The organism is Clostridium sp. 1001271B_151109_B4, from assembly GCF_015670405.1.
Lineage (GTDB): Bacteria > Bacillota > Clostridia > Clostridiales > Clostridiaceae > Clostridium.
The window spans coordinates 3445-24033 of the sequence record NZ_JADPBQ010000027.1 but is presented as its reverse complement, the minus strand read 5'-3'; the positions used below and the strand labels follow the sequence as shown (position 1 = coordinate 24033).

Annotated in this window: 17 protein-coding genes and 1 pseudogene; all 18 read right to left on the bottom strand. The window is 26.5% G+C overall.

All coding sequences use genetic code 11. The features are described from left to right. Positions 1 to 275: 275 nt before the first annotated feature. The 18 genes and pseudogenes from I4V63_RS14180 to I4V63_RS14095 all read right to left on the bottom strand — a co-directional run bounded on the left by I4V63_RS14180 (position 276) and on the right by I4V63_RS14095 (position 20552). Positions 276 to 2597, bottom strand: a complete 2322-nt coding sequence (locus I4V63_RS14180) for a starch-binding protein (RefSeq protein ID WP_196001886.1) — start codon at positions 2595 to 2597, stop codon at positions 276 to 278. Between the two features lie 21 nt (positions 2598 to 2618). After that, complete coding sequence (locus tag I4V63_RS14175; RefSeq protein ID WP_196001885.1) at positions 2619 to 2774, bottom strand: hypothetical protein; 156 nt, start codon at positions 2772 to 2774, stop codon at positions 2619 to 2621. 1 nt (position 2775) lies between these two features. Continuing rightward, positions 2776 to 3432 (bottom strand): LPXTG cell wall anchor domain-containing protein, encoded by a 657-nt coding sequence (locus tag I4V63_RS14170; protein WP_196001884.1) that lies wholly within the window; start codon positions 3430 to 3432, stop codon positions 2776 to 2778. Between the two features lie 144 nt (positions 3433 to 3576). Continuing rightward, positions 3577 to 4383, bottom strand: a complete 807-nt coding sequence (locus tag I4V63_RS14165; protein WP_196001883.1) for a hypothetical protein — start codon at positions 4381 to 4383, stop codon at positions 3577 to 3579. Between the two features lie 119 nt (positions 4384 to 4502). Beyond that, positions 4503 to 5027: a signal peptidase I gene (locus tag I4V63_RS14160; RefSeq protein ID WP_196001882.1), complete on the bottom strand. Its 525-nt coding sequence runs from the start codon at positions 5025 to 5027 to the stop codon at positions 4503 to 4505. 498 nt (positions 5028 to 5525) lie between these two features. Continuing rightward, positions 5526 to 5756, bottom strand: coding sequence for a hypothetical protein (locus I4V63_RS14155; protein WP_196001881.1), 231 nt, complete (start codon positions 5754 to 5756; stop codon positions 5526 to 5528). 179 nt (positions 5757 to 5935) lie between these two features. Beyond that, positions 5936 to 7261 (bottom strand): DnaB-like helicase C-terminal domain-containing protein, encoded by a 1326-nt coding sequence (locus tag I4V63_RS14150; RefSeq protein WP_196001880.1) that lies wholly within the window; start codon positions 7259 to 7261, stop codon positions 5936 to 5938. Positions 7262 to 7425: 164 nt separating this feature from the next. Further along, entirely contained in the window at positions 7426 to 8442 is a 1017-nt protein-coding gene (locus I4V63_RS14145) for a hypothetical protein (protein ID WP_196001879.1), read from the bottom strand. 207 nt (positions 8443 to 8649) lie between these two features. Further along, positions 8650 to 9192: a DUF2800 domain-containing protein gene (locus I4V63_RS14140; protein ID WP_196001878.1), complete on the bottom strand. Its 543-nt coding sequence runs from the start codon at positions 9190 to 9192 to the stop codon at positions 8650 to 8652. A gap of 265 nt (positions 9193 to 9457) precedes the next feature. Next, positions 9458 to 9943: a winged helix-turn-helix domain-containing protein gene (locus tag I4V63_RS14135; protein WP_196001877.1), complete on the bottom strand. Its 486-nt coding sequence runs from the start codon at positions 9941 to 9943 to the stop codon at positions 9458 to 9460. Positions 9944 to 10518: 575 nt separating this feature from the next. Beyond that, positions 10519 to 10699, bottom strand: a pseudogene (locus tag I4V63_RS14130) (NTP transferase domain-containing protein); the annotation flags it as partial. A 71-nt stretch (positions 10700 to 10770) separates the two neighbouring features. Further along, a complete protein-coding gene (glmM, locus tag I4V63_RS14125; RefSeq protein ID WP_196001876.1) occupies positions 10771 to 12114 on the bottom strand; it encodes a phosphoglucosamine mutase in 1344 nt (447 codons plus the stop codon). Positions 12115 to 12491: 377 nt separating this feature from the next. Then, positions 12492 to 14324, bottom strand: coding sequence for a glutamine--fructose-6-phosphate transaminase (isomerizing) (gene glmS / locus I4V63_RS14120; RefSeq protein WP_196001875.1), 1833 nt, complete (start codon positions 14322 to 14324; stop codon positions 12492 to 12494). 92 nt (positions 14325 to 14416) lie between these two features. Continuing rightward, positions 14417 to 15562 (bottom strand): Coenzyme F420 hydrogenase/dehydrogenase, beta subunit C-terminal domain, encoded by a 1146-nt coding sequence (locus I4V63_RS14115; protein WP_196001874.1) that lies wholly within the window; start codon positions 15560 to 15562, stop codon positions 14417 to 14419. A 2-nt stretch (positions 15563 to 15564) separates the two neighbouring features. Further along, positions 15565 to 17094 carry an oligosaccharide flippase family protein gene (locus I4V63_RS14110; RefSeq protein ID WP_196001873.1) on the bottom strand — a complete coding sequence of 510 codons (1530 nt, stop codon included), beginning with the start codon at positions 17092 to 17094 and terminating at the stop codon, positions 15565 to 15567. A 24-nt stretch (positions 17095 to 17118) separates the two neighbouring features. After that, complete coding sequence (locus tag I4V63_RS14105; RefSeq protein ID WP_196001872.1) at positions 17119 to 18219, bottom strand: polysaccharide pyruvyl transferase family protein; 1101 nt, start codon at positions 18217 to 18219, stop codon at positions 17119 to 17121. 53 nt (positions 18220 to 18272) lie between these two features. After that, entirely contained in the window at positions 18273 to 19517 is a 1245-nt protein-coding gene (locus I4V63_RS14100; RefSeq protein WP_196001871.1) for a hypothetical protein, read from the bottom strand. A gap of 21 nt (positions 19518 to 19538) precedes the next feature. Then, positions 19539 to 20552: a glycosyltransferase family 2 protein gene (locus I4V63_RS14095; protein WP_196001870.1), complete on the bottom strand. Its 1014-nt coding sequence runs from the start codon at positions 20550 to 20552 to the stop codon at positions 19539 to 19541. Positions 20553 to 20589: the final 37 nt, after the last annotated feature.

Genomic DNA, 20589 nt, shown 5'->3' with positions numbered 1-20589 from the left:
TAGACCTAGTGCGTTCGTGTCAACAAGTAAGTTTTACTTAGATGCAACACTAAAAGGCTGTCGCTAGCAGATTTTTTTATCCACTAATGCGACAGCCCCCAACTTTTAATTTGGTTAGTTAAACTTGCCTGAAACTCTAAATTTCTCTTTCTTAAATAGATTGTCCAACTATTAAACCTCTATCAATATTTTTTATTTATTTTGCAAATATTTTTATTAACCGCTATAATCTTTATGATATTTTCCATTTCTTAGCAATTTAATACAATATATTTCTATTTATTATTTTCTTGAGTTATTTCAGCAGATATATTACTTTTAAACCTTATATTAAACTGCTTAGAATTTTCATCAATACTACTCATATTAAATAAATTCAAATCATACCTAACTTTATAATAAAACCCCGGTTCAACTAACAAGTCCTCTGTTGCTATAGTAACCTTATTTTCTTCACCAGCTTCAACTATTTTCAATTCAGTTAATATAGTTTTACCAATCTTTTCATCTAAGCTATTATATCTTTCTATCAATACATTTCCAGTTAACTTAGTGTTAGGTGCTATTGCTTCCTCATTATAAGTTCTACTTAAAGTAAAATTAACTTCATTTTTACTTCCTTCATAAATACTATATAAATTCTTTATTTGAGTTTCATAACTCCTATGCTCAACCTTAATTATAGTTTGTCCTAATGAAACATAATTAAAACTATAGTTACCATTTTCATCAGCTAATACTTGCTCTCCAGTATTACTATTTGTAACCACTGCATTTTTTATAGGCTTACCATCAGTATCTATAACCGTACCATAAATTTCAGCCTTATGCTCCACCTTTTGATTCACCAATAACTTAGCAAAATCTATACAATAAGCATCTCCTGAAGTACCAAAGGTAGTATCATCAATTTTTAGTTCTAATCCATTTTTCCTACCTTTTTCAATTAATTCATAATACTTATTAGGTAAATTTAAAGTTACTAAATTAGCTCTCGGTCCATGCTGACTTAAATTATTTATTACATGTGAAAATTCTTCTACTTCAATTTCTTCGTCAGTACCTACTACCTTTAATGTAACTTTATAATTAGCTTTTGATTTAGGTGAAAATGATATAAGCCAATCTTCATCATCATACTTTTGATCCCATACCTCTTTAGAAGCTGCTGCTTGTAAGTCATCAATCATAACCTGAAATACAGCTGAATATACTTTTTCATTATCTCCAATTTTATCTGAATAGTTAAAAGTAATTGGCTCTACTGGTTGCAATTCAATATATTTTGAGTCATAATCCTCCCCTAAAATGAAATCTTTACCATCAGCATTTGTTTTTGTAATAGAACGCTCTACATACCCATCATAAAATATTTCTCCTCTATCACCATGTAACTCATTACCATTGTAAGTATAATTAAGACGTCCAACCTTATTACCGATATTCACATTATTAATTATATTTGGTATTAAATCTTCATTTAAATAATCATAAAAAATACTTGGTTGTGTCCAGACTCCAAAATCATTTTTATATACTATTCCATAAAAAGATGAATTTATTTCTCTAATCAAGTCTTGCCATTCAAGTGGCCATTTTCTAGAATACTGAATTAGTTTTTTCTTATAATAAATGATTTTATAATTATCTTCATTATCCTTTATACTATTAAAAAAATTATAAAATCCTGTAGTAACCATTTTCCTATCAGTACCTAGTGGATCATCCTTTTTAGGAAAAACATCTAAACTGTGTAAACTCATTACATTTCCTGATAACGGATTCTCACCATTTTTATATCCTAAATTTAAATTATCAATATCTCCAACTAAAACTTCAAAATCTTTTGCGCCTTCTGGTATTGTTGTGTTTATATTATCATCAACTATAGGTGGAATTGTACTATCTTCTTGTGATCCACCTTCTTTTATAGCATAAAGATCTAAACTCAACTTAATTCTTGACATAAGATTAGATTTATTTTTTACTATAACATCATCATAATTAACCTTAACATTATTATCTGGATTTTTTACTACTGCCGTATTTTCTATAATTGAAACATCACCTGTTGGTTGCTCAATTTTAATTTCATAGTCTGACCATTGTTTATCTTTATATATCTTTTTTTCGCCCTCTTTTATTTCAAATCCATTACTTCCACTAGCTGGTACTTGATTTTTATTATCATTAAATATTACTCTTGTTACATTTCCCCATTCCTCTGGTAAATTTAATGTATAACTATATAATCCTCCCCCCTCATTTTCCATAATTATACCTGGCCATTCTGAAATTTTATTATTATTTTCATCATATATATAAACATTTATACTGTCACTCCAGCCATCTGGCTTTTGAATATATATCCTTGTTTCTACTATTGGATTTTCAGTGATTAAACTTCCATAACTCCATTTACTATTGGTAGTATCTATTGTAACCTCACTGTTACCATTAGTAATAACCAGCTTTTGAAGCATACCTCCACTATTCCCCTGAACAGTTATAATTCCAGTAAAATATCCATAACTTATACTACTTGTTACAGCAATTAATACTATAAATAAAGCTAGTGCTACTTTTTTTAGTTTCATTAATTATCACCTCGCAATTAATTATTCTTGTTGTATTTCATATTCAATTAATAAATCAGTTATTGGCTGATTCTTAATTGAATTTTTAAAATATGCAACACTTGCTGATGAGATAATTCCTATTAATATTGAAAATATTAAAATTAATATTACTTGCTTAATACTTCTATGATTCAAATTATCTCACCTCTTTTCTTTTATTCCTTAATGAAATTAATACTCCTAAAATAATAAGGCAAATTCCCACTATACCTATAGTAAAACTACTTATAACTGAACCGGTTTGTGGTAAGCTAATCTCTGGTTTAAATACTTCTTCAACTTTAAAAGCCTCTGGATATAATAAATATTCATATTTTTTATTTTGATATTCATTTCCTGCTAAAGGATCAAAATATATTGAAATTGTAAATTTAATTTTTGTATCTAGTTCTAAAAATATAGGTTCTTTTAAAGGTATGTGCTCTTTACTTACTAAATCTGAAATATCTCCTGAATATAATAGATTTTCCCCCTCATTAATCGTTATATTATACGCATCATCTATTATCCCTGAAGAAATTGCTTCATCTATATTGTAACTCTTATCACTACCTACATCCTTTATAGATATTCTTTGAAATGCTATTGATTCTAAATAGCATGTTTCTCCCCATATATTTTCGATATAGAAATCATGTGCTATATTATCTTTTGGTTTCCAATATCCATCTTTATCTAAGTTATATATTTCACTATCTTGCTTTTCTGCCTTTACTTGCTGAATATTTACTGCAGAAAATAGTAAAAATACTGTAATGAAACAAGTTATATACTTAGCTACTTTTATACACATATTCCCTTCTTTCTTTTATATTAATATAGAACTATAAGAAAACTCATAGTCCTATATTATAATTTATATTTTAATTAAACCTTAATAAGTAATAATAATTTATTCAGTTGCTTCTGGTGTGTTATTCGGTGCAATATTATTTACTTACTCCATTTGCTCCCAGCTTGTATTATTTTCTTGAGTAGCTTGGATTTCAATTAATTGATTTAAATCTAAGGCAGAATTTCCAGCTCCTGCAGCTATAGCATTTTGATATTCATTTCCTGCATCTATTGGTAATTCAAATCTTATATCAACCTCTGGCATTGTTCCCTCTGGTCCAACTACACCTAAATTAATACCATCTGTTAAAGCTGATAAATCTACATTTTCATTATTTATATACATTTTCCAGCCTGCAGCTTTCATTGCTTCTATTTGAGTGTTTTGAATTCCATCTTTATCTGCATCTGTGTCTTTAATAATTAATCTTACTTTAATAGTTAAATTACTGTCATTTTGAATTATTAATCCATTAGCTTCTTCCCCACCAACTTTTGCTGTTCCTAAAACTACAGCATCTCCAGGCCTAGTAAAGTGAACTGTTGCTGGAAGCGCAGCTCCTATAACAGCTCTACTTAAGTCATTTACATCCCCCTTATCATCATCCGCCACATTTATATCAGGTGATCTATGCCTGTCTTCAAAAGCGGTTATTGTTTCTGATGTTGTTCCATCTTCAGTTGTACTTAATCTCGCAACATCATATGTCCAGTCATAATCAATATTTTCTCCATCAGCTACCTTAGCAGTTATTACTACCTTACCATTAGTAATGTTTAACTTTTGTAACTCCCCTTCTCCTGCATTTCCCGCTATACCTGTCTTAGAAGTAAAATAAGCAAATGACCCTAACGCTCCTACTAGTAATGTCGCACCTATTAATAAGGCTCCGATTCTCTTTCTGTTCATAATTTTCTCCCCCTAAATTTAAATTTTTATTAATTAGTAATTTGTTTATATATGAATCAACTTACCTTAAAGCAAATTGTAAATTCAACTAATTAAACCCCTTTGAAACCTTACTTACATTACATCTTAATATCATTATCATTGTCATTCTTCTTATTCTTAACAAAACAAAATTCATAAATAATAAAAATAGCTATTACTCCTATTAAAGCAATTATTCCTATTGGTGAACCTGCAAATGAATATAAATACCCAATCTTTGGAATACTCAAAATATACTCTCCAATAATACTTGATTTATCTATAGGTTCATCTGATATATTATTATTATCTCCTTGAGTAATTACCTTATCTTCTTGAATTTCAATAATCCTATGAGTTGCAATAAAGCTATCTTTTTCAAAAGTTATTACATCCCCTACCTTTAAATCATTAATGTTAATTTTCTTAATAAATATTACGTCACCTGGATCTATGACTGGTTGCATGCTATTAGATACTATCACATAGCTTTTAAATTTTACTAAATTATATAATGCATCAACTTTACTGGATACGTTTCCAATAAAGGCAATAAATAATATTCCTAAAAAAATTGCACATATAATATTATTAAAACTTTTTATAGCTTTTCTTAACCTCATCTTTTACTTTACACCCCTTATTTACTATCTATTTTAAATAAATCCTTATATTTTAGATACGATTACAATTTGATTAATGATAAATTGAATAATTTTATTGGGTGCGTTTTTTATTATGATTATAACTAAAACTTTATTCTGGATACGATTCCATTTTATGTATACTTAATCAATTTAAAATTATGTTATTTTTCTTCGAAAATCTGCCTTAAATTATGTCTACTTTCTTTTTAAAACGTTTTCTTTATTCTAGTTTATACAATTATTTTATTATGTGTCAATGTTTTCTAATCGACTTTTTCCACTGTTTTCTTCAATAATTAAATAATAGTTAATAATAAATATTTCATTTGATATATTTATTATTAACTATTAATTTTTTCTATACAAAACATTAATATATTTAAATAATTCCTAATAACATGACTAAAAAATATCTTAAATAAATTATATATTTATCTTGTTTGTATTTAATATTTGATAATTTATTGTTAAATGTTATTTTTCTTTTTTATATAAGTATTCATATCTAACTAATTCTTTATAGTAATTCCTTGCAATATTTACTCCACCAATTCCACCAACATAAAATCCAGTGATAATTGCAAAAAGTATTATTATTACTGATTTAAATATCATGTACACTCCTGCACCCATAATTATAGTTCCTAATAATGAACCAATAATAGCCCCTAAAGTTATTAACATATTTTCGTATTTATTATTCATCTTATACCTACCCTATTTATTTAATTTATTCTCTAAATTATTGCCTTTAATAAGGTATCTTAAACATGTTTTTTTATTTTTATAGTCAACTACTATTTAATGCAAGAAGTTTAGATAAACTTTATACTTTATAAGCAAAAAAACTACATACATCGTACAAAAACTCATGGTTCAGCATGCTAAAAATTCTCCACTCTCGAATACTGCCCTTTCCACTTCAAAGCACAAGTTCCCCTCTCCCCATGCCTATTTTTAATAACAACAGCATTCATACATTCAGGATTTTCATCAGCATCACTAGAATTATATCTAAGTTTTCCCTTCTTAAATAGCTTGTCCTTATACATCTTATCATCAAGCTTAATATTCCTATAAAGAGCAACAACTTGATCACTATCTTGCTCGATTCTGGCACTATCTTGAATATCACTAGCATCAATTTTCTCAATAGCCATTTCCCCACTTCTCTTATCAACAACTCTATTAGCTTGAGCAATTAAAACTACACAAATATCTTCCTGCATGGCTAAAGACTTAAGCTTTCCACTAACCCTTCCAAGTTTGTTAGTCATAATATCCCTATCACTAAAATCAATATACTTATTAATATAATCAACAAAGACAACATCAATAGAATGATGAATCTTATATAACTTAATTTCATTAATAAACTTATCAATATCAGTTTCAGTAGAAACATAAAAATTATTTTCTAATAACTTAACCATAAAATCACAAATACTATCCTTTTGCTCCTTTAAAATACTGTCATCATCAATAGATTTACTACTTACAGATAAATGACTTGCTGCTATCTTATTAAAAACCTGATTTACACTCATTTCTGCACTACCATAAAATACATTAGCTCCTTGAAGTGCCATATTAGATGCAATTTGAATAGAAAAAGTAGTTTTACCAACTCCACTTCTTGCGAATACAGTAATAAGCCTTCCTTTTTGGAAGTTCCCTAAATACTTATCTATTTGAGTTAAATTACTTCTTATTCCCTTATTTCTATTATCATCATAAAGCCAATTCATATAATCATTGTATTGAGCTGCTATATCAAGTTCCTTTTTAACCTGACATTTATGAATATTAACCTTAGTATTTTCAAGTTCACCTTCAATTTCCTCAATTGACATACTTTCATTTATGTTATTACACATTTCAAGATACAAAAACCTTTTATAACCTTCAATAAGAAGTTCAAGCTTTGTATTAAAACCTGCATCACTATTTGAACAAGTACTTAATTCAGTTACATAAGTTACTCCATCCATTTCAACTATATTATTTCTGCTAAAATTAATAAAAGTAATTAAATCTATCTCCATCTTTCTTTCAGCCATTTCTAAAATATTCATATATATTTTCATATGAGGCTTGTACTTAAACATGTAATACTTTATTCTTTCCATAGCAACTATTAAAAGCTTTGAATTATTTAATAATGCTCCTAATATTTCTTGCTCTAATTGAATTTGATTTGAATCTAACATTTTCTCATCCCCTTCTATTATCTCAGGTTGCCTAAATACCATACTTTTATCTAAGCTTCTCCTTTTAATTATCCATTTATACCTCTATCAATTTATCCATATTCCATTACATTTTATTTCACTTAAACATCAATTTATCTATCTTTCATTACATTTTATTTCACTTAAACATCAATATAGCTATATTTATCTATAATTACATCTTCAACCTCTTCATTTTCTCCATATAAATTTTCATTATATTTTTGCCACATACAACCATTGTCATGAAACTTATCTATTCCCTTTTGACTAGTTAAAAAAGAATTTAAATTCCACTTTATATCATAAAAATATAAGCTATAATAAACTTCGCTATAATTGCTAATAGCCTTAATTATTGATTCAAATGAATACTTTCTTAATGCTGAAGTAATGCTATCTCTTACTCTTAAATCTAGCTGCAAAATACTACTTATATTTTGATCATTCCAATGCTTTAATATATTTATAAATATATCTTCAAGACTATTATTTACATAATTATGATTATGACTGCTTGTACTACTTCTTCTAACACTATTTATAGAGCTTTTGTTATTACTGTTTATATTTCTGCTATTATTACTATAGTTATTATCTTCTTTATTATCATAAACCTTATTATTATTTTTATTATTATTATTTTTATTTATATTATTATATATATCATTCTTTATTGTATCTACAAATTCGTTACCACTAATCATATTTGTGGTTACAAATTCATTATCATTAGTCATATCTGTACCTACTAATTCGTTACTATTAAACATTTTTGTACTTACAAATTCGTTACCATTAAGCATATTTGTATTTACTAATTTATCACCATTAATCATATTTGAGGTTAAACTCTCTATACCATAAATATTTGCATAATCAATTTTATAATCTTTAATAAACTTATAAATACTAGCAGATTTTCCTATACCTGTCTTAATATCTAAATACCCCTTAGCCTTTAAACTTTTTAATGTTCTACAAAGGCAACTACTATTTGTAGTATCCATATAGGCAATTAAAGTTTTAATTTTAACTTGTACACTATTAATATCATCCTTATCAAAACTCTTAAGTAAGAGTAAAACCTCTTTTTCCTGGCGATTAATATTCTTATCATTAAAAACCATACTTAAATAACTAGATATAACTTTAACCATCTCTTCTCCCCCCTAAAAACTTAAATATACTAACTGCAGCTTTTCCCCAATTAAAGCTACAGTTAGTTAATTACATATTTTATTTTTAATATAATTGCTAAACTTTTAGCATTAATATTATCCTTATGCCCCTTAATACAATTGCTTATTTAAAAGTTACTATTCAAAAATTACTTAATTTTATCAATCATACTCAAAACTAATTTATTACATTAACGTATACTCAACATCATGCAAAAGATCCTCTATGCTTAAACTAAATATTGATGTTATTAAAATATTAGGCTGAATTATTGTAAGGTTAATAAACTCACTATTTACCTGACTTAAAAACTTGTTAATTGCCCCTAATCCTAATAACTTCATTTCTGGAGATTCAAAAGAATTTATAATATCAGATTCTCTTGATAAAATCTTAATAACTTCCATATTTGATTTACTTAATATAACTATGTCACATATTTTACTTACAAAACATTCCCTAATCTTAACCTCCACCTTGTCATTAAATAAAACCTTAATATCATATTCTGCCTGTCTTAACTCTTCAATCCTTTCAATAATTTCATCAAATGCCCTATGAGATAAAATCTCTACAATTTCGCAGTAATACTTATTTGAGTAAATATCAACTGCTTGTCTAATAAATTCATCTTCATCAATTATAGAAAGATATTTTCTTACCTTTATAATTGCTAAGCTTTTAATTAACTCTTCCTTTTCCTTCATCATTAATTTGATATCGACCATAAAACTGCTCCCCTTATATTTAATTTTTTACCCTCTACTTATAGTGTAACAACCAATTGTAAATCCTTAATAAAATTTAAGACCCTTTTTGTGAAAATTGTAAATTGAAGCATTTTACTTAATAAATTATTGTTTATTTTCTAAAGTTAAAATAATTTTAAAGAAAAAAGCCATACTTATTAATTATTACTTTTTAATAATTAACAAAGCATGGCTTGTACTTTAATTCTGTATTAAATTATAAATAAATCTTTTATCAATAAGTTTAAGATTCTAACTTATATCCTACTCCTCTTATAGTTTTAATAGCTAAATGTAAATTTAACTTTCTTTTCAAAGCACTAATATGGACATCTATTGCTCTATCACATAATACTGCATCTTTCCCCCAAGCTCTATCTATAATTTGGCTTCTACTTAAAGCCTTTCCTTCGTATTGCAATAATACTTTTAATATTCTAATTGGAACAACTCCTACTTTAACATCTTCTCCTTTAACCGTAGCTTTATAATTAATAAAATCAACTACAATATCATTAAAAGTCCAAATTTCATCTACCTCATTCTGTCCTGGAAAATTCATCTTTAAATTATCTATAATCCCTATTCCATATTTCAAAAAAGCTAAAAATAATACCTCTATATTTTCTCTTCCATAGATCTCTTCTAATTTAGACTCTATATAATATTCCTTATTTATTAAATCTTTGATGTCATAGTTAGAACTTTTGCTTATAAACGTTTGACTCATAATTTCTCCTTCATGCTCCTTTTGGAAACGTTTCCTTTAAGGGCGTTATTTTTCTTATAAATTTTAATAATTAATTTATAAAAAACAAAACTTTCTATGGGTTCCTACTTCTTGCCTCCTACTTCCTATTTAGAAAATCATATTGAATTATTTTCCAATTTGAAGTACAATATATTTAGAAACTATTATATTGTATACAAATTGTATTCAATAATTTAAAGAGTAAAAATAGCTGCCAACTATTTTTGCTCTTTTTGTTTTTTGTATAAATAGTTTTAATTAATTATTAATTTATCTATATTTTACCATGCTTTTTATTCTTATACAATTCTAAAGATTAAAAATATTTACATTTTTACAATTTTACCTTTTAAAGTAATATATTCTTGCATTATTACTTGCTTTCACCAAATGAAATTTACAATTTTCATATTTGAATTGTGTAAGTGTGCTGTTTATTTTTAAAAAAATGCGTAGATTCTTTAATCTACGCATTGTACTTGTACTTAGGAAATGCCGGACCTGTTGGCGTCTTATCAGGGGTGAAGCTCCTGATTGCTACCTTCTATTTTTGATTTAACTAACTCTGCACCTTTACCTATTATTAAATTAACATCATTTATTTCTGCTTTTCTTAATGTATCTACAACATGATTTACCATTTCCTTAGCACAAATCTTATGTAATACCTTTGGTAAAGTTGATTTAATTCTTGTTCCTTGTCCTGCCGATAATACTAATTGCACATTTATACATCTTTGTCCACTCATAGCTTTGTAAATTTCCTGCTTTCTTTACTCCAGAAATTGTAATTATAATTTCAAATTTTATATTTTACTTAATATTAAATCAACTAATCCATTAGCCATTTCGTTTATTTCTTCTTGATTTTCACCTTCAAGCATAACTCTTACTAATGGTTCAGTTCCTGATGGTCTTATAAGTACTCTTCCAACTCCATTTAGTTTACCTTCAATTTCATTAATAGCATTAACTATTTGTTCATCTTCTAAGTATATATTCTTCTTATCATTAGGAACTGTAGCATTAACTAATACCTGTGGTAATTCCTTCATAACTCCAGCTAATTCGCTAAAAGACTTTCCACTTTCCTTAAGAATTGCAGCCACTTGAAGGGCAGTAACTAATCCATCTCCAGTAGTATTATGGTTTAAGAATATAATATGCCCTGATTGCTCTCCACCTAAGATATAGTCCTCTTTAAGCATTTCTTCTAGAACATATCTATCTCCAACCTTAGTTTTAACTAAATTAATTCCTTCTCTCTTAGCAGCAATATCTAATCCTAAATTGCTCATTACAGTTACTACTAAAGTATCATCATTTAACTTTCCATCTTCTTTTAATGCCTTAGCGCATATTGTTAATAAGAAATCTCCATTAATCATGTTTCCTTTTTCATCAACAGCTAAGCATCTATCAGCATCACCATCAAATGCAAAACCAATATCACATTGCTTTCTAACAACATAATCCATTAATTCTTCCATATGAGTTGATCCACAGTTTTCATTTATATTATTTCCATCTGGGTTATCATTAATTACGTAAACTCTAGCACCTAATGCCCTAAAAGCCTTAACTGCAGCCTTATATGCGGCACCATTAGCACAATCTAATGCAACTTTTAATCCATTAAAATCAGTTTTTATGGTACTTTTTGCATATTCTATGTATTCATTTAATGCAGATTCTTCCCTATAAACTCTACCTATACCTTCACCAACTGGACTTGGTACTCCTTCAAATCCACATTCTATCACTCTTTGAATTTCATCTTCTAATGCATCAGATAACTTGTATCCTTTTCCATCAAAGAATTTAATTCCATTATATTCTACAGGATTGTGTGATGCTGAAATCATTACTCCTGCATCAGCATTGTATTCCCTTGTTAAGTGTGCTACTGCTGGTGTTGGTACAACCCCTAAAATTATAGCTTCTGCTCCAACCGAAAGTATACCTGCTACTAAGGCTGACTCTAACATATCTCCTGATATTCTTGTATCTTTAGCCACTAATATTCTTGGCTTATGTGTTCCTTCTGTTAATACATAAGCTCCTGCTCTTCCTAAATTATAAGCTAATTCTGCTGTTAATTCTGTATTAGCTATTCCTCTAACACCATCTGTTCCAAACATTCTTCCCATTATTATTTACCTCAACTTCATCTATTTTTATCATTTAGATTAATATAATGCTGAATTTATCTAGCATATTATAATTATATCTAGTGATAATTCTACCTTTAATTATAACATTTACACTACTACTTATGTTTTTAATATATACAACACTTTTCAACATACATGATTTCAATTGGTTATTTTGTGTAGTTTTTCTTTTCTATTTAAAATTATAATAAATTTTATTATTAAAGTATTATACAATTGTTGTATTGTCTAGTATACAAGTATGTACCCTTATGAATTACTATGTTATAAATTTTCACCACAGATTTAAATAATAAAAAATGCCATCAAAATAATTCAATTTATCTTGATGGCATTTAATAATTTCAAATAGATTACTCTACAGTAACTGATTTAGCTAAATTTCTTGGCTTATCTACATCGCATCCCTTTTGCTTTGCAACATAATAAGATATTAATTGAAGTGGTACTACACTTATCATTGGAGTTAATAAATCAATAGTTTTTGGAATATAAACTAAAGAATCAACAACATCCTTAGTTATAGTATCACCTTCATTAACTACTGCAAATATATTTCCACCTCTTGTAGAAACTTCTCTTACATTAGAAACCATCTTATCTTTCAAAGCTTCTTGAGTTAATAATGTAATAACTGCAGTTCCCTTATCTATTAAAGCAATTGGTCCATGCTTTAATTCTCCACCAGCATATGCATCACTGTGAATATAAGATATTTCCTTAAGTTTTAAAGAACCTTCCATCGCTACTGCATAATCTAATCCTCTTCCTAAGAAGTAAATATCCCTGTGATTATAGTGTTTATCAGCATACTTTTGAAGTTCTTTCTTCATTTCTAAAGTTCTTTCTATCTTTTCAGGAATAGTTAACATTTCGACTTTAATAGCTTCTGCTTTTTCAACTGAAATAGTTTCCTTTAATCTACCAAAGTATAATCCTAAGATATAAAATGCAGCTAATTGAGTTACATAAGCCTTAGTAGATGCAACTGCAATCTCTGGCCCTGCTAATGTATAAATTACATCATCAGCTTCTCTAGATACTGAGGAACCAACAACATTAGTTATTGCAAGAACTCTAGCTCCTTGTCTTTTAGCATCTCTTAGTACTGCAAGGGTATCAGCAGTTTCTCCTGATTGAGATACTACTATTATAAGAGTTCTGTCAGTTATTAATGGATCTCTATATCTAAACTCAGATGCAACATCTATTTCTACTGGTATTTTAGCAAGCTTTTCAATAACTGTTTTACCAACAACACCTGCATGATAAGCTGTTCCACAAGCTACTATATAAACTTTATCAAAGCTTTCTAATTCTTCTTTAGTAAACTTAACATTATCTAATTCAATTTCTTTTCCTAATTGGATCTTTCCTGCTAAAGTATCTCTTACTGCCTTTGGTTGTTCATGAATTTCCTTTAACATAAAGTCTTCATATCCACCTTTTTCAGCAGCATCTACATTCCAAGTTACATGGTAAACTTCTTTTTCAATCTTTTCACCATCTTCAGTTCTAAGTTCAACACCATCTTTAGTTAAAATAACAAATTCTTTATCTTCTAAAAGATATACATCTCTAGTATGATTTAAAACTGCTGGTATATCAGAAGCTATAAAACTCTCATCTTCACCTAATCCAACTATAAGTGGACTATCTTTTCTTACTGCAATAATTCTATCTGGTTCATTATTTGCAATAACTCCAATTGCAAAGCTTCCTTCTAATTTTGAAGTTGCCTTAACTACTGCATCAAAAAGATTTCTTCCATCTTTATAGTAGTAATCTACTAAGTTTGGTATAACTTCCGTATCTGTTTCTGATAAGAATTTATATCCTTTTGAACTTAACCACTCTCTTAATTTCATATAGTTTTCAATAATTCCATTATGTACAACACTAATTGTTGCCTTTCCATTTGAATGTGGATGAGAGTTAACATCAGATGGTTCTCCATGAGTTGCCCATCTAGTATGTCCAATTCCTATATATCCATTGATTGAATTAGCTTTTAAATTATTTTCTAAATTTGCTAATCTTCCTTTTAATTTTCTTACTAATATTCTTTCGTCTTCTATGATTGCAACTCCAGCTGAATCATATCCTCTGTATTCTAGTTTTGAAAGACCTTCAACTAATAAATCTGCTGCCTGTCTTTTACCTATATATCCTACTATTCCACACATATTTTATCTCCATATTTTTCATAAATAAACTTATAGTGAAGTATTGTTTAATACTTCACTATTTTTATTTATACTCATACTTTAATTTCTATTCATAATAATTTTTCAACTATCTTTTGTAATTTTCTAATTACTCTCTCAACCATAGTTACCTTAATAAATTTAGCGATTTCTTTTTCTATGTCATTACTCTCTATTCCTTTAAATAACCTTCCCCTTTTCTTATTATAATTAGCTGGCGTTATTATTGATGGATTATTATTAATTGCAAAATCATAATCTGTTTTTATTATATCCATCTTCTCAGAAATATTATTTAAAACATCTTTACCTTTATCACTATTTATTAATACTAATGAAACACCCTTATCGTCATCAAAATCTCGATGAATATTCTGAACACCCCAATAATCTGCTAAAGTTATATCTGCAGATGTCATTGGCTTTTTAAATTCACAACTATAGCAAGAAGGCCTTAAATACAAATCTTGTAAAAAGCCTTTCATATATATATTATCAGTCATTTTTTGAATAAAGCTTCCATTTTTAAATGTCACTTTGAAATTATAATCCTTCCATCCATTAGATTTTTCCCTAAATTGGATATTCTTTATTTTACTATTATTCAAATTTTTAATATTATCAATGTATTTTCTATATACCAGTGGACTAGGTACACCGTGACAAGCAATATCTATCATTATTAAATTTTCATATTTTTGCATTAAATATGTATCTAATCCTGATACCTGACAAGGTGTTCCACTAAATAAAACAATTTTTCCCTCTTTTAAAAAGTTCTTTACCTGTTTATAAGTATTACCTATAATACTCTGTACATACTTAGATCCTCTAAATTTAGCACACCCTTCTAGTGTTTCAGAATAACAATGATAAACATTAAAATCCTTGTCAAATGCAGCCCCAAATACTATTCCATCATTTTTTATAACATATTCACATAAAAGTGTAAATATCCCTCCTGATGAGCTATCTAATCTTATAGATTCATCTTTATTTTTGCATGCGTATGACAATGAATTACTTTCCTCTCTTTTAGGCGTATTAATTATTGGACATACCTTTTCACATAAGTTACAATTTATACATATCTTTTTATCAACTTTAGGATACCAAAAGCCTTCATTATCTATTTCCATTGAGATACAGGCTTTTGGACAAACATTAAAGCAACCGTGGCAACCATGACATGCTTCCTTTTTTGTAATTTCTATCATTCTTATCTCCTTGAAATAAATTTAGATTTTATTTTTTTAATAGGTTCTTCCAATAAGCTTTTTTCATATTCATTCATACCAATAAACCATACTGATAACATAAATATTATTACATATATGCTTCCTAGCCCAATAAACATAAAAATATTTTTTATACCTATTAAATATTTAATTACTATTCCACACATAACTGGAATAATCAAACATGACATAAATTTAAAAATTTCTTTCCAGAAATACTTAATATTTAAACCAACTTTCTTATGATAATAAATATTCATTATTATACCATTTCCTACAATTAACGATAATGCTGTTCCTGAAGCTGCTCCTATTCCACCAAATATTTTACATAAAGGAATACTTATGAAAATATTACCAATTGCAATAAAGAAATACAATATAGACCTAAATCTATGTAAATTTTTAGCTCTTTGAATTTCTATACCTAAGTTTTGAATTAATGGAATAGTTGCTGGAATTATTAATATTAAAGCTATATAATAAGCCATATCATATCCTTCTCCAGCCCAAATGTTAATGAAATACTCTCCAAAAAATATAAATCCAGTTAATACAAATGATAAAATAATAAATTGTATTCTTCCAACTTTAGTAAATAGCTCTGTTAATAGACTATTATCATTTTTTTCAGATACTATTCTATGAACTTTAGGAATAAATACTGAAGATACAGATGTTGATAACGTCATATAATAAGTATTAATTTGAGATCCTATTGAGTAAATTGCAACTCCTATAGTTCCTTTAAACATACCTAATAAAAATTTATCAACACTCCAATTTATTTGATCTACTATCATATTTAAAAATATATAAAATGAAAATATCCACATTTCTTTCATTAAAGTAAAATCAAAATCTTTAAATATAAATTTTATATTAAGCTTTTTAAAGCAATACCACATGTTCATAAGTAAGCTTCCTATAGTTATTATTGTAGTAACAATAACTAAGCTTATTGATTTATAGCCTAATAATAAAAGTGGTAATGTTAAAAAAGGATTTAATATGGATTTTAATAATGTAATAACCCTTTGAAAAATATACCTCTCATTTGCTGTAATATTAGAATCTAATACACTCGCTGGAAAAGATATTGCTATATTTATAACCATTAATATCATTAATATCCTAGCAGTATTAATTTCGTTAATACTTAATCCACCCTTAAATATAATTTCAATATTAAATACTAATACACTTCCGGCTAATATTGTTATTAATGATATTCCGCTGAATATTGTCATGAACATACCATTAATTCTTGCCATACCCTCTTGATCATTTTTAACTTTATATCTCGAGTAATATCTTATAAATGCACTTCCAAATCCAAAACTTAATAAGCCTAAATAGCTTACTACGGAGTAAACTAAATTATATAAACCATATTCGCTTTGTCCTAGAAGTCTTAACATAATTGGAGTATATATTATAGATATCAAGTTTTGTAGTATCATTCCTACATATGATAATATTACTCCTGCCTTTAATTGATTCGATTTCATTCTGTTACTATCCTCCGTAACATTCTATTTAATATTTAATGAATTCTTTAAATAAGTAATTGTTTTTTCTTTTTCAGCAGAAATAATTTTATCAACATTGCTAAAATCAATGTTAAATATTTGTCCATTACTAACAATATTTTTATCTAACCTATTTTCCATATTAAATTTTGAAAGTAATGTTTCCAACCTAGAGTTCATAGATTGTAATTTATCTTTTCTTTCAAAAATAATAAACGCCTTTTTCATTATTATTGAAAAAACTCCACCATGGAATGAATCTGTACAAAATAATTCACAATTATTTATTAACCAAACAAATTCAGCTGGATCAACGCTATAAATATATTTATTTTTTTCATCCATTAAATTTATAATTTCATAATTATATTCTTCAGCAATTTTAAGTATTCTATTTTCAACTTCTTTTTCTTTACTTCCTAAAAAATATGTCAATATATATTTCTTCCTAAGTTGCAACTTAGGCTTTTCTACTATCTTTAACCATTCACTTTTATTCAACATTAAGGTAGGATCTAATAATACAACGGCTTCTCTTTCTGTTATATTTTTTATTATTTCAGCTCCAGCTTCTTCTCTTACAGATAAATAATCAATTCCATTTATCCACTCTTTATATTTATCTATGCAATCCTTTGGCAATTCACTTACTCCAAAACTAGGAGCATATGCTATCTTTTTACCTTTTTCAGCAAAAGATAAAAAATCTATATGCGAGTTTATTTGGAATTCTGGATTCCAAATTTGATCACTTCCACACACAAAATAATTATATTTTTGATTTATATTATCTGGTATATTATCCTTTGTTATAAAATAGTCAGTCTGCTTTATATTTTTCTTATTGAACTTTTTAAATCTTCTTTCCCTTAAAATATAATCTAACTTTGCTATTTTAAATTTAGGAATATTATAATTAACCTCTGCTAAAAAATCTTTTATTTTTTCTTTTAATGAATTTTCATTAATTATTTCTTGTCCTGTATAATTTATTATAGTTTCTACATCTGCTCCTAATGATTCCAAAACTCTTTGCATCGCATAATTTTGTAACCTATTCCCATAATTAACTCCATTCGACATTGTAATAATTGCTATTTTCATTATTTTAATTCCTTCCTAAAACTCTTTATAAATAATAACTATGAAAATCTTATTTATTCTTCTTTATAATTTAAACTGAAAATAAATACTATTAATGCTAAAGCAAATGAAAAAAATACTTGCCTAAATATCAATGTATATATAGCAAAAAACGTAATATCTAAAGTTATTGCTATATAAACAATTAATTTATCTTTATTTATAGGTCTATATATCCTGTATAAAAAATGTGAAAAAATTAATATAAGTATTATTAAATATACTAGTCCACCCTCATAAGTTCTTAATGAAATTTCACTCATTCCAAAATGCTTAGGTAATGTTGGCTCTCCATAAGTTTGAATACTACCTATTCCTTTTCCTATTTTATACCCATCTCCCTTTTCTAAAGCAACTTTAAACAATGCTATTCTTTCTTCATCAGAACCTTGATTAGTAACATTTCTATCCTTTATCCCAAATTGCTCAAGTTTTGATAATACTCTAGTATTAACAAATATATTAACATCTTCATTACTATTGTAAATAAATACCGATACCCCTATTATTATCAAAATAATAAATAGTGATTTAATTAAATTTTTTATAATATACTTTTTATCAAGTACAAATTTTAAACAATATTGAACCATTATTAAAGGAAAAATAATAAAAAATGCAGTATTATCATTTTGACTTGATATTATGAACATAAAAATTATATATAGCGTGGTAATAACTATAATCATTTTTTTTCTGTTCTGAGAAAATTTATAAAAATTAATCAAAACTAAAATAATCCAATAAAAGGTTAACTCATGAGTTCCACTAGCTCCAATTAAACCTGTTATATGATCCTCATACATTGGGTTAAATTGTGTTAATCTCATAAAAAAATATGTTCCTTCTAATTGCTTTATAATTATAGGAATATTTACAATAAAATAGATATTTAATATATAAAATACTTCATTTAAAATATAGTTTTTTAACCCTTTTGGATTTTCATATCTTAAAACCAAAATATAAATTATTGCTATTAAGTTCACTATTCCTTCTGAATATAAATTGTTAAAAAGTAATTCATGAGTACCGTTAAAAAAAATATTTAGACCAACTATGAATATATATATATAACTTATTAATATGTCTAATAATGTTAATCTAAATTTTCTTTTTTTTCTTACTAAAACAAATATTATTATTATTATTCCCATATAGGAAAAATAACTTACCCCTGTCATCCATCTTAAAAATAATATTTGAAATAAAAAGTATCCCATTATTGCTTTATCTATAATTCCCAATTTTTCTTTCATTACTTCACCAAATTTCATAATTTATATTTTTATAATACTATTTAATTTTTCTATAATTAATTGATACATTTTTATAATTTCACCTAAGTACACATTTTTTCTATATGCTTTGATTAGAAATTCATTTTTCAAACCTTTTTTTGAATCAAATGGTATATAAATATTATTTTCATCTTTTAAATCCTCAAGAAAATCATTATAAAGTAATCTATACTCTTCATTTCTTTTATATTTTTTACTAATTAAAAAAGTATCATGTAACATAGAATATGCATGATTATATTTATATGTAAATCTATATTTATCAATCCATTCTATTTTATTATTTTCAAAGTAATTGATAACTAAATTATAAGATTTAATGTATTCATATACCTTTATATTACCACTATACATTTTACTATTTAAATTTATCCTATAGTAATATAAAGGAGTATTAATTTTTACCATTCTATCACAATTTAGTATTAATTGTGGTAAAGTTGCACCATCCTCGCCAAACTCTATTGTTTCTGCATGCTCAATCATATTCTCCTTAAATAATTTAGCATTCCATAATTTATTACATATGGATGAACAACCTTCACCTAAAAATAAATTAATTAAATATTCCTTATTAGTTATAAATTTTTTTTCATTAAAAACTCCATCCTTTAATATCCTTATATTCCCATCATCTTTATATAAAGCAATATCAAATATTATAGCATCAACTATTTCTTTTTCTGCTATATCAACTAATCTTTTAAGTGAATTTTTACTTATAAAATCATCTGCATCTAAAAACAATATGTATTTTCCATTTGAATTTCGTATTCCAGTGTTTCTAGCAGCAGAAGATCCTTCATTTTCTTTATTGATTAATTTTATTCTATTATCTTTTTGAGAAAATTTTTCTACTATTTCTTGAGTCCTATCTATAGACCCATCATTTATTACAATTATCTCCTTTTCATATAATTCATCCTTTATTACGCTTTCAATACAAGATTTTATATATTTTTCAGCATTATATGCTGGTATAATAACACTCACTTTTATACCCAAATTCTCTAAGTCTCAATAATCCCAG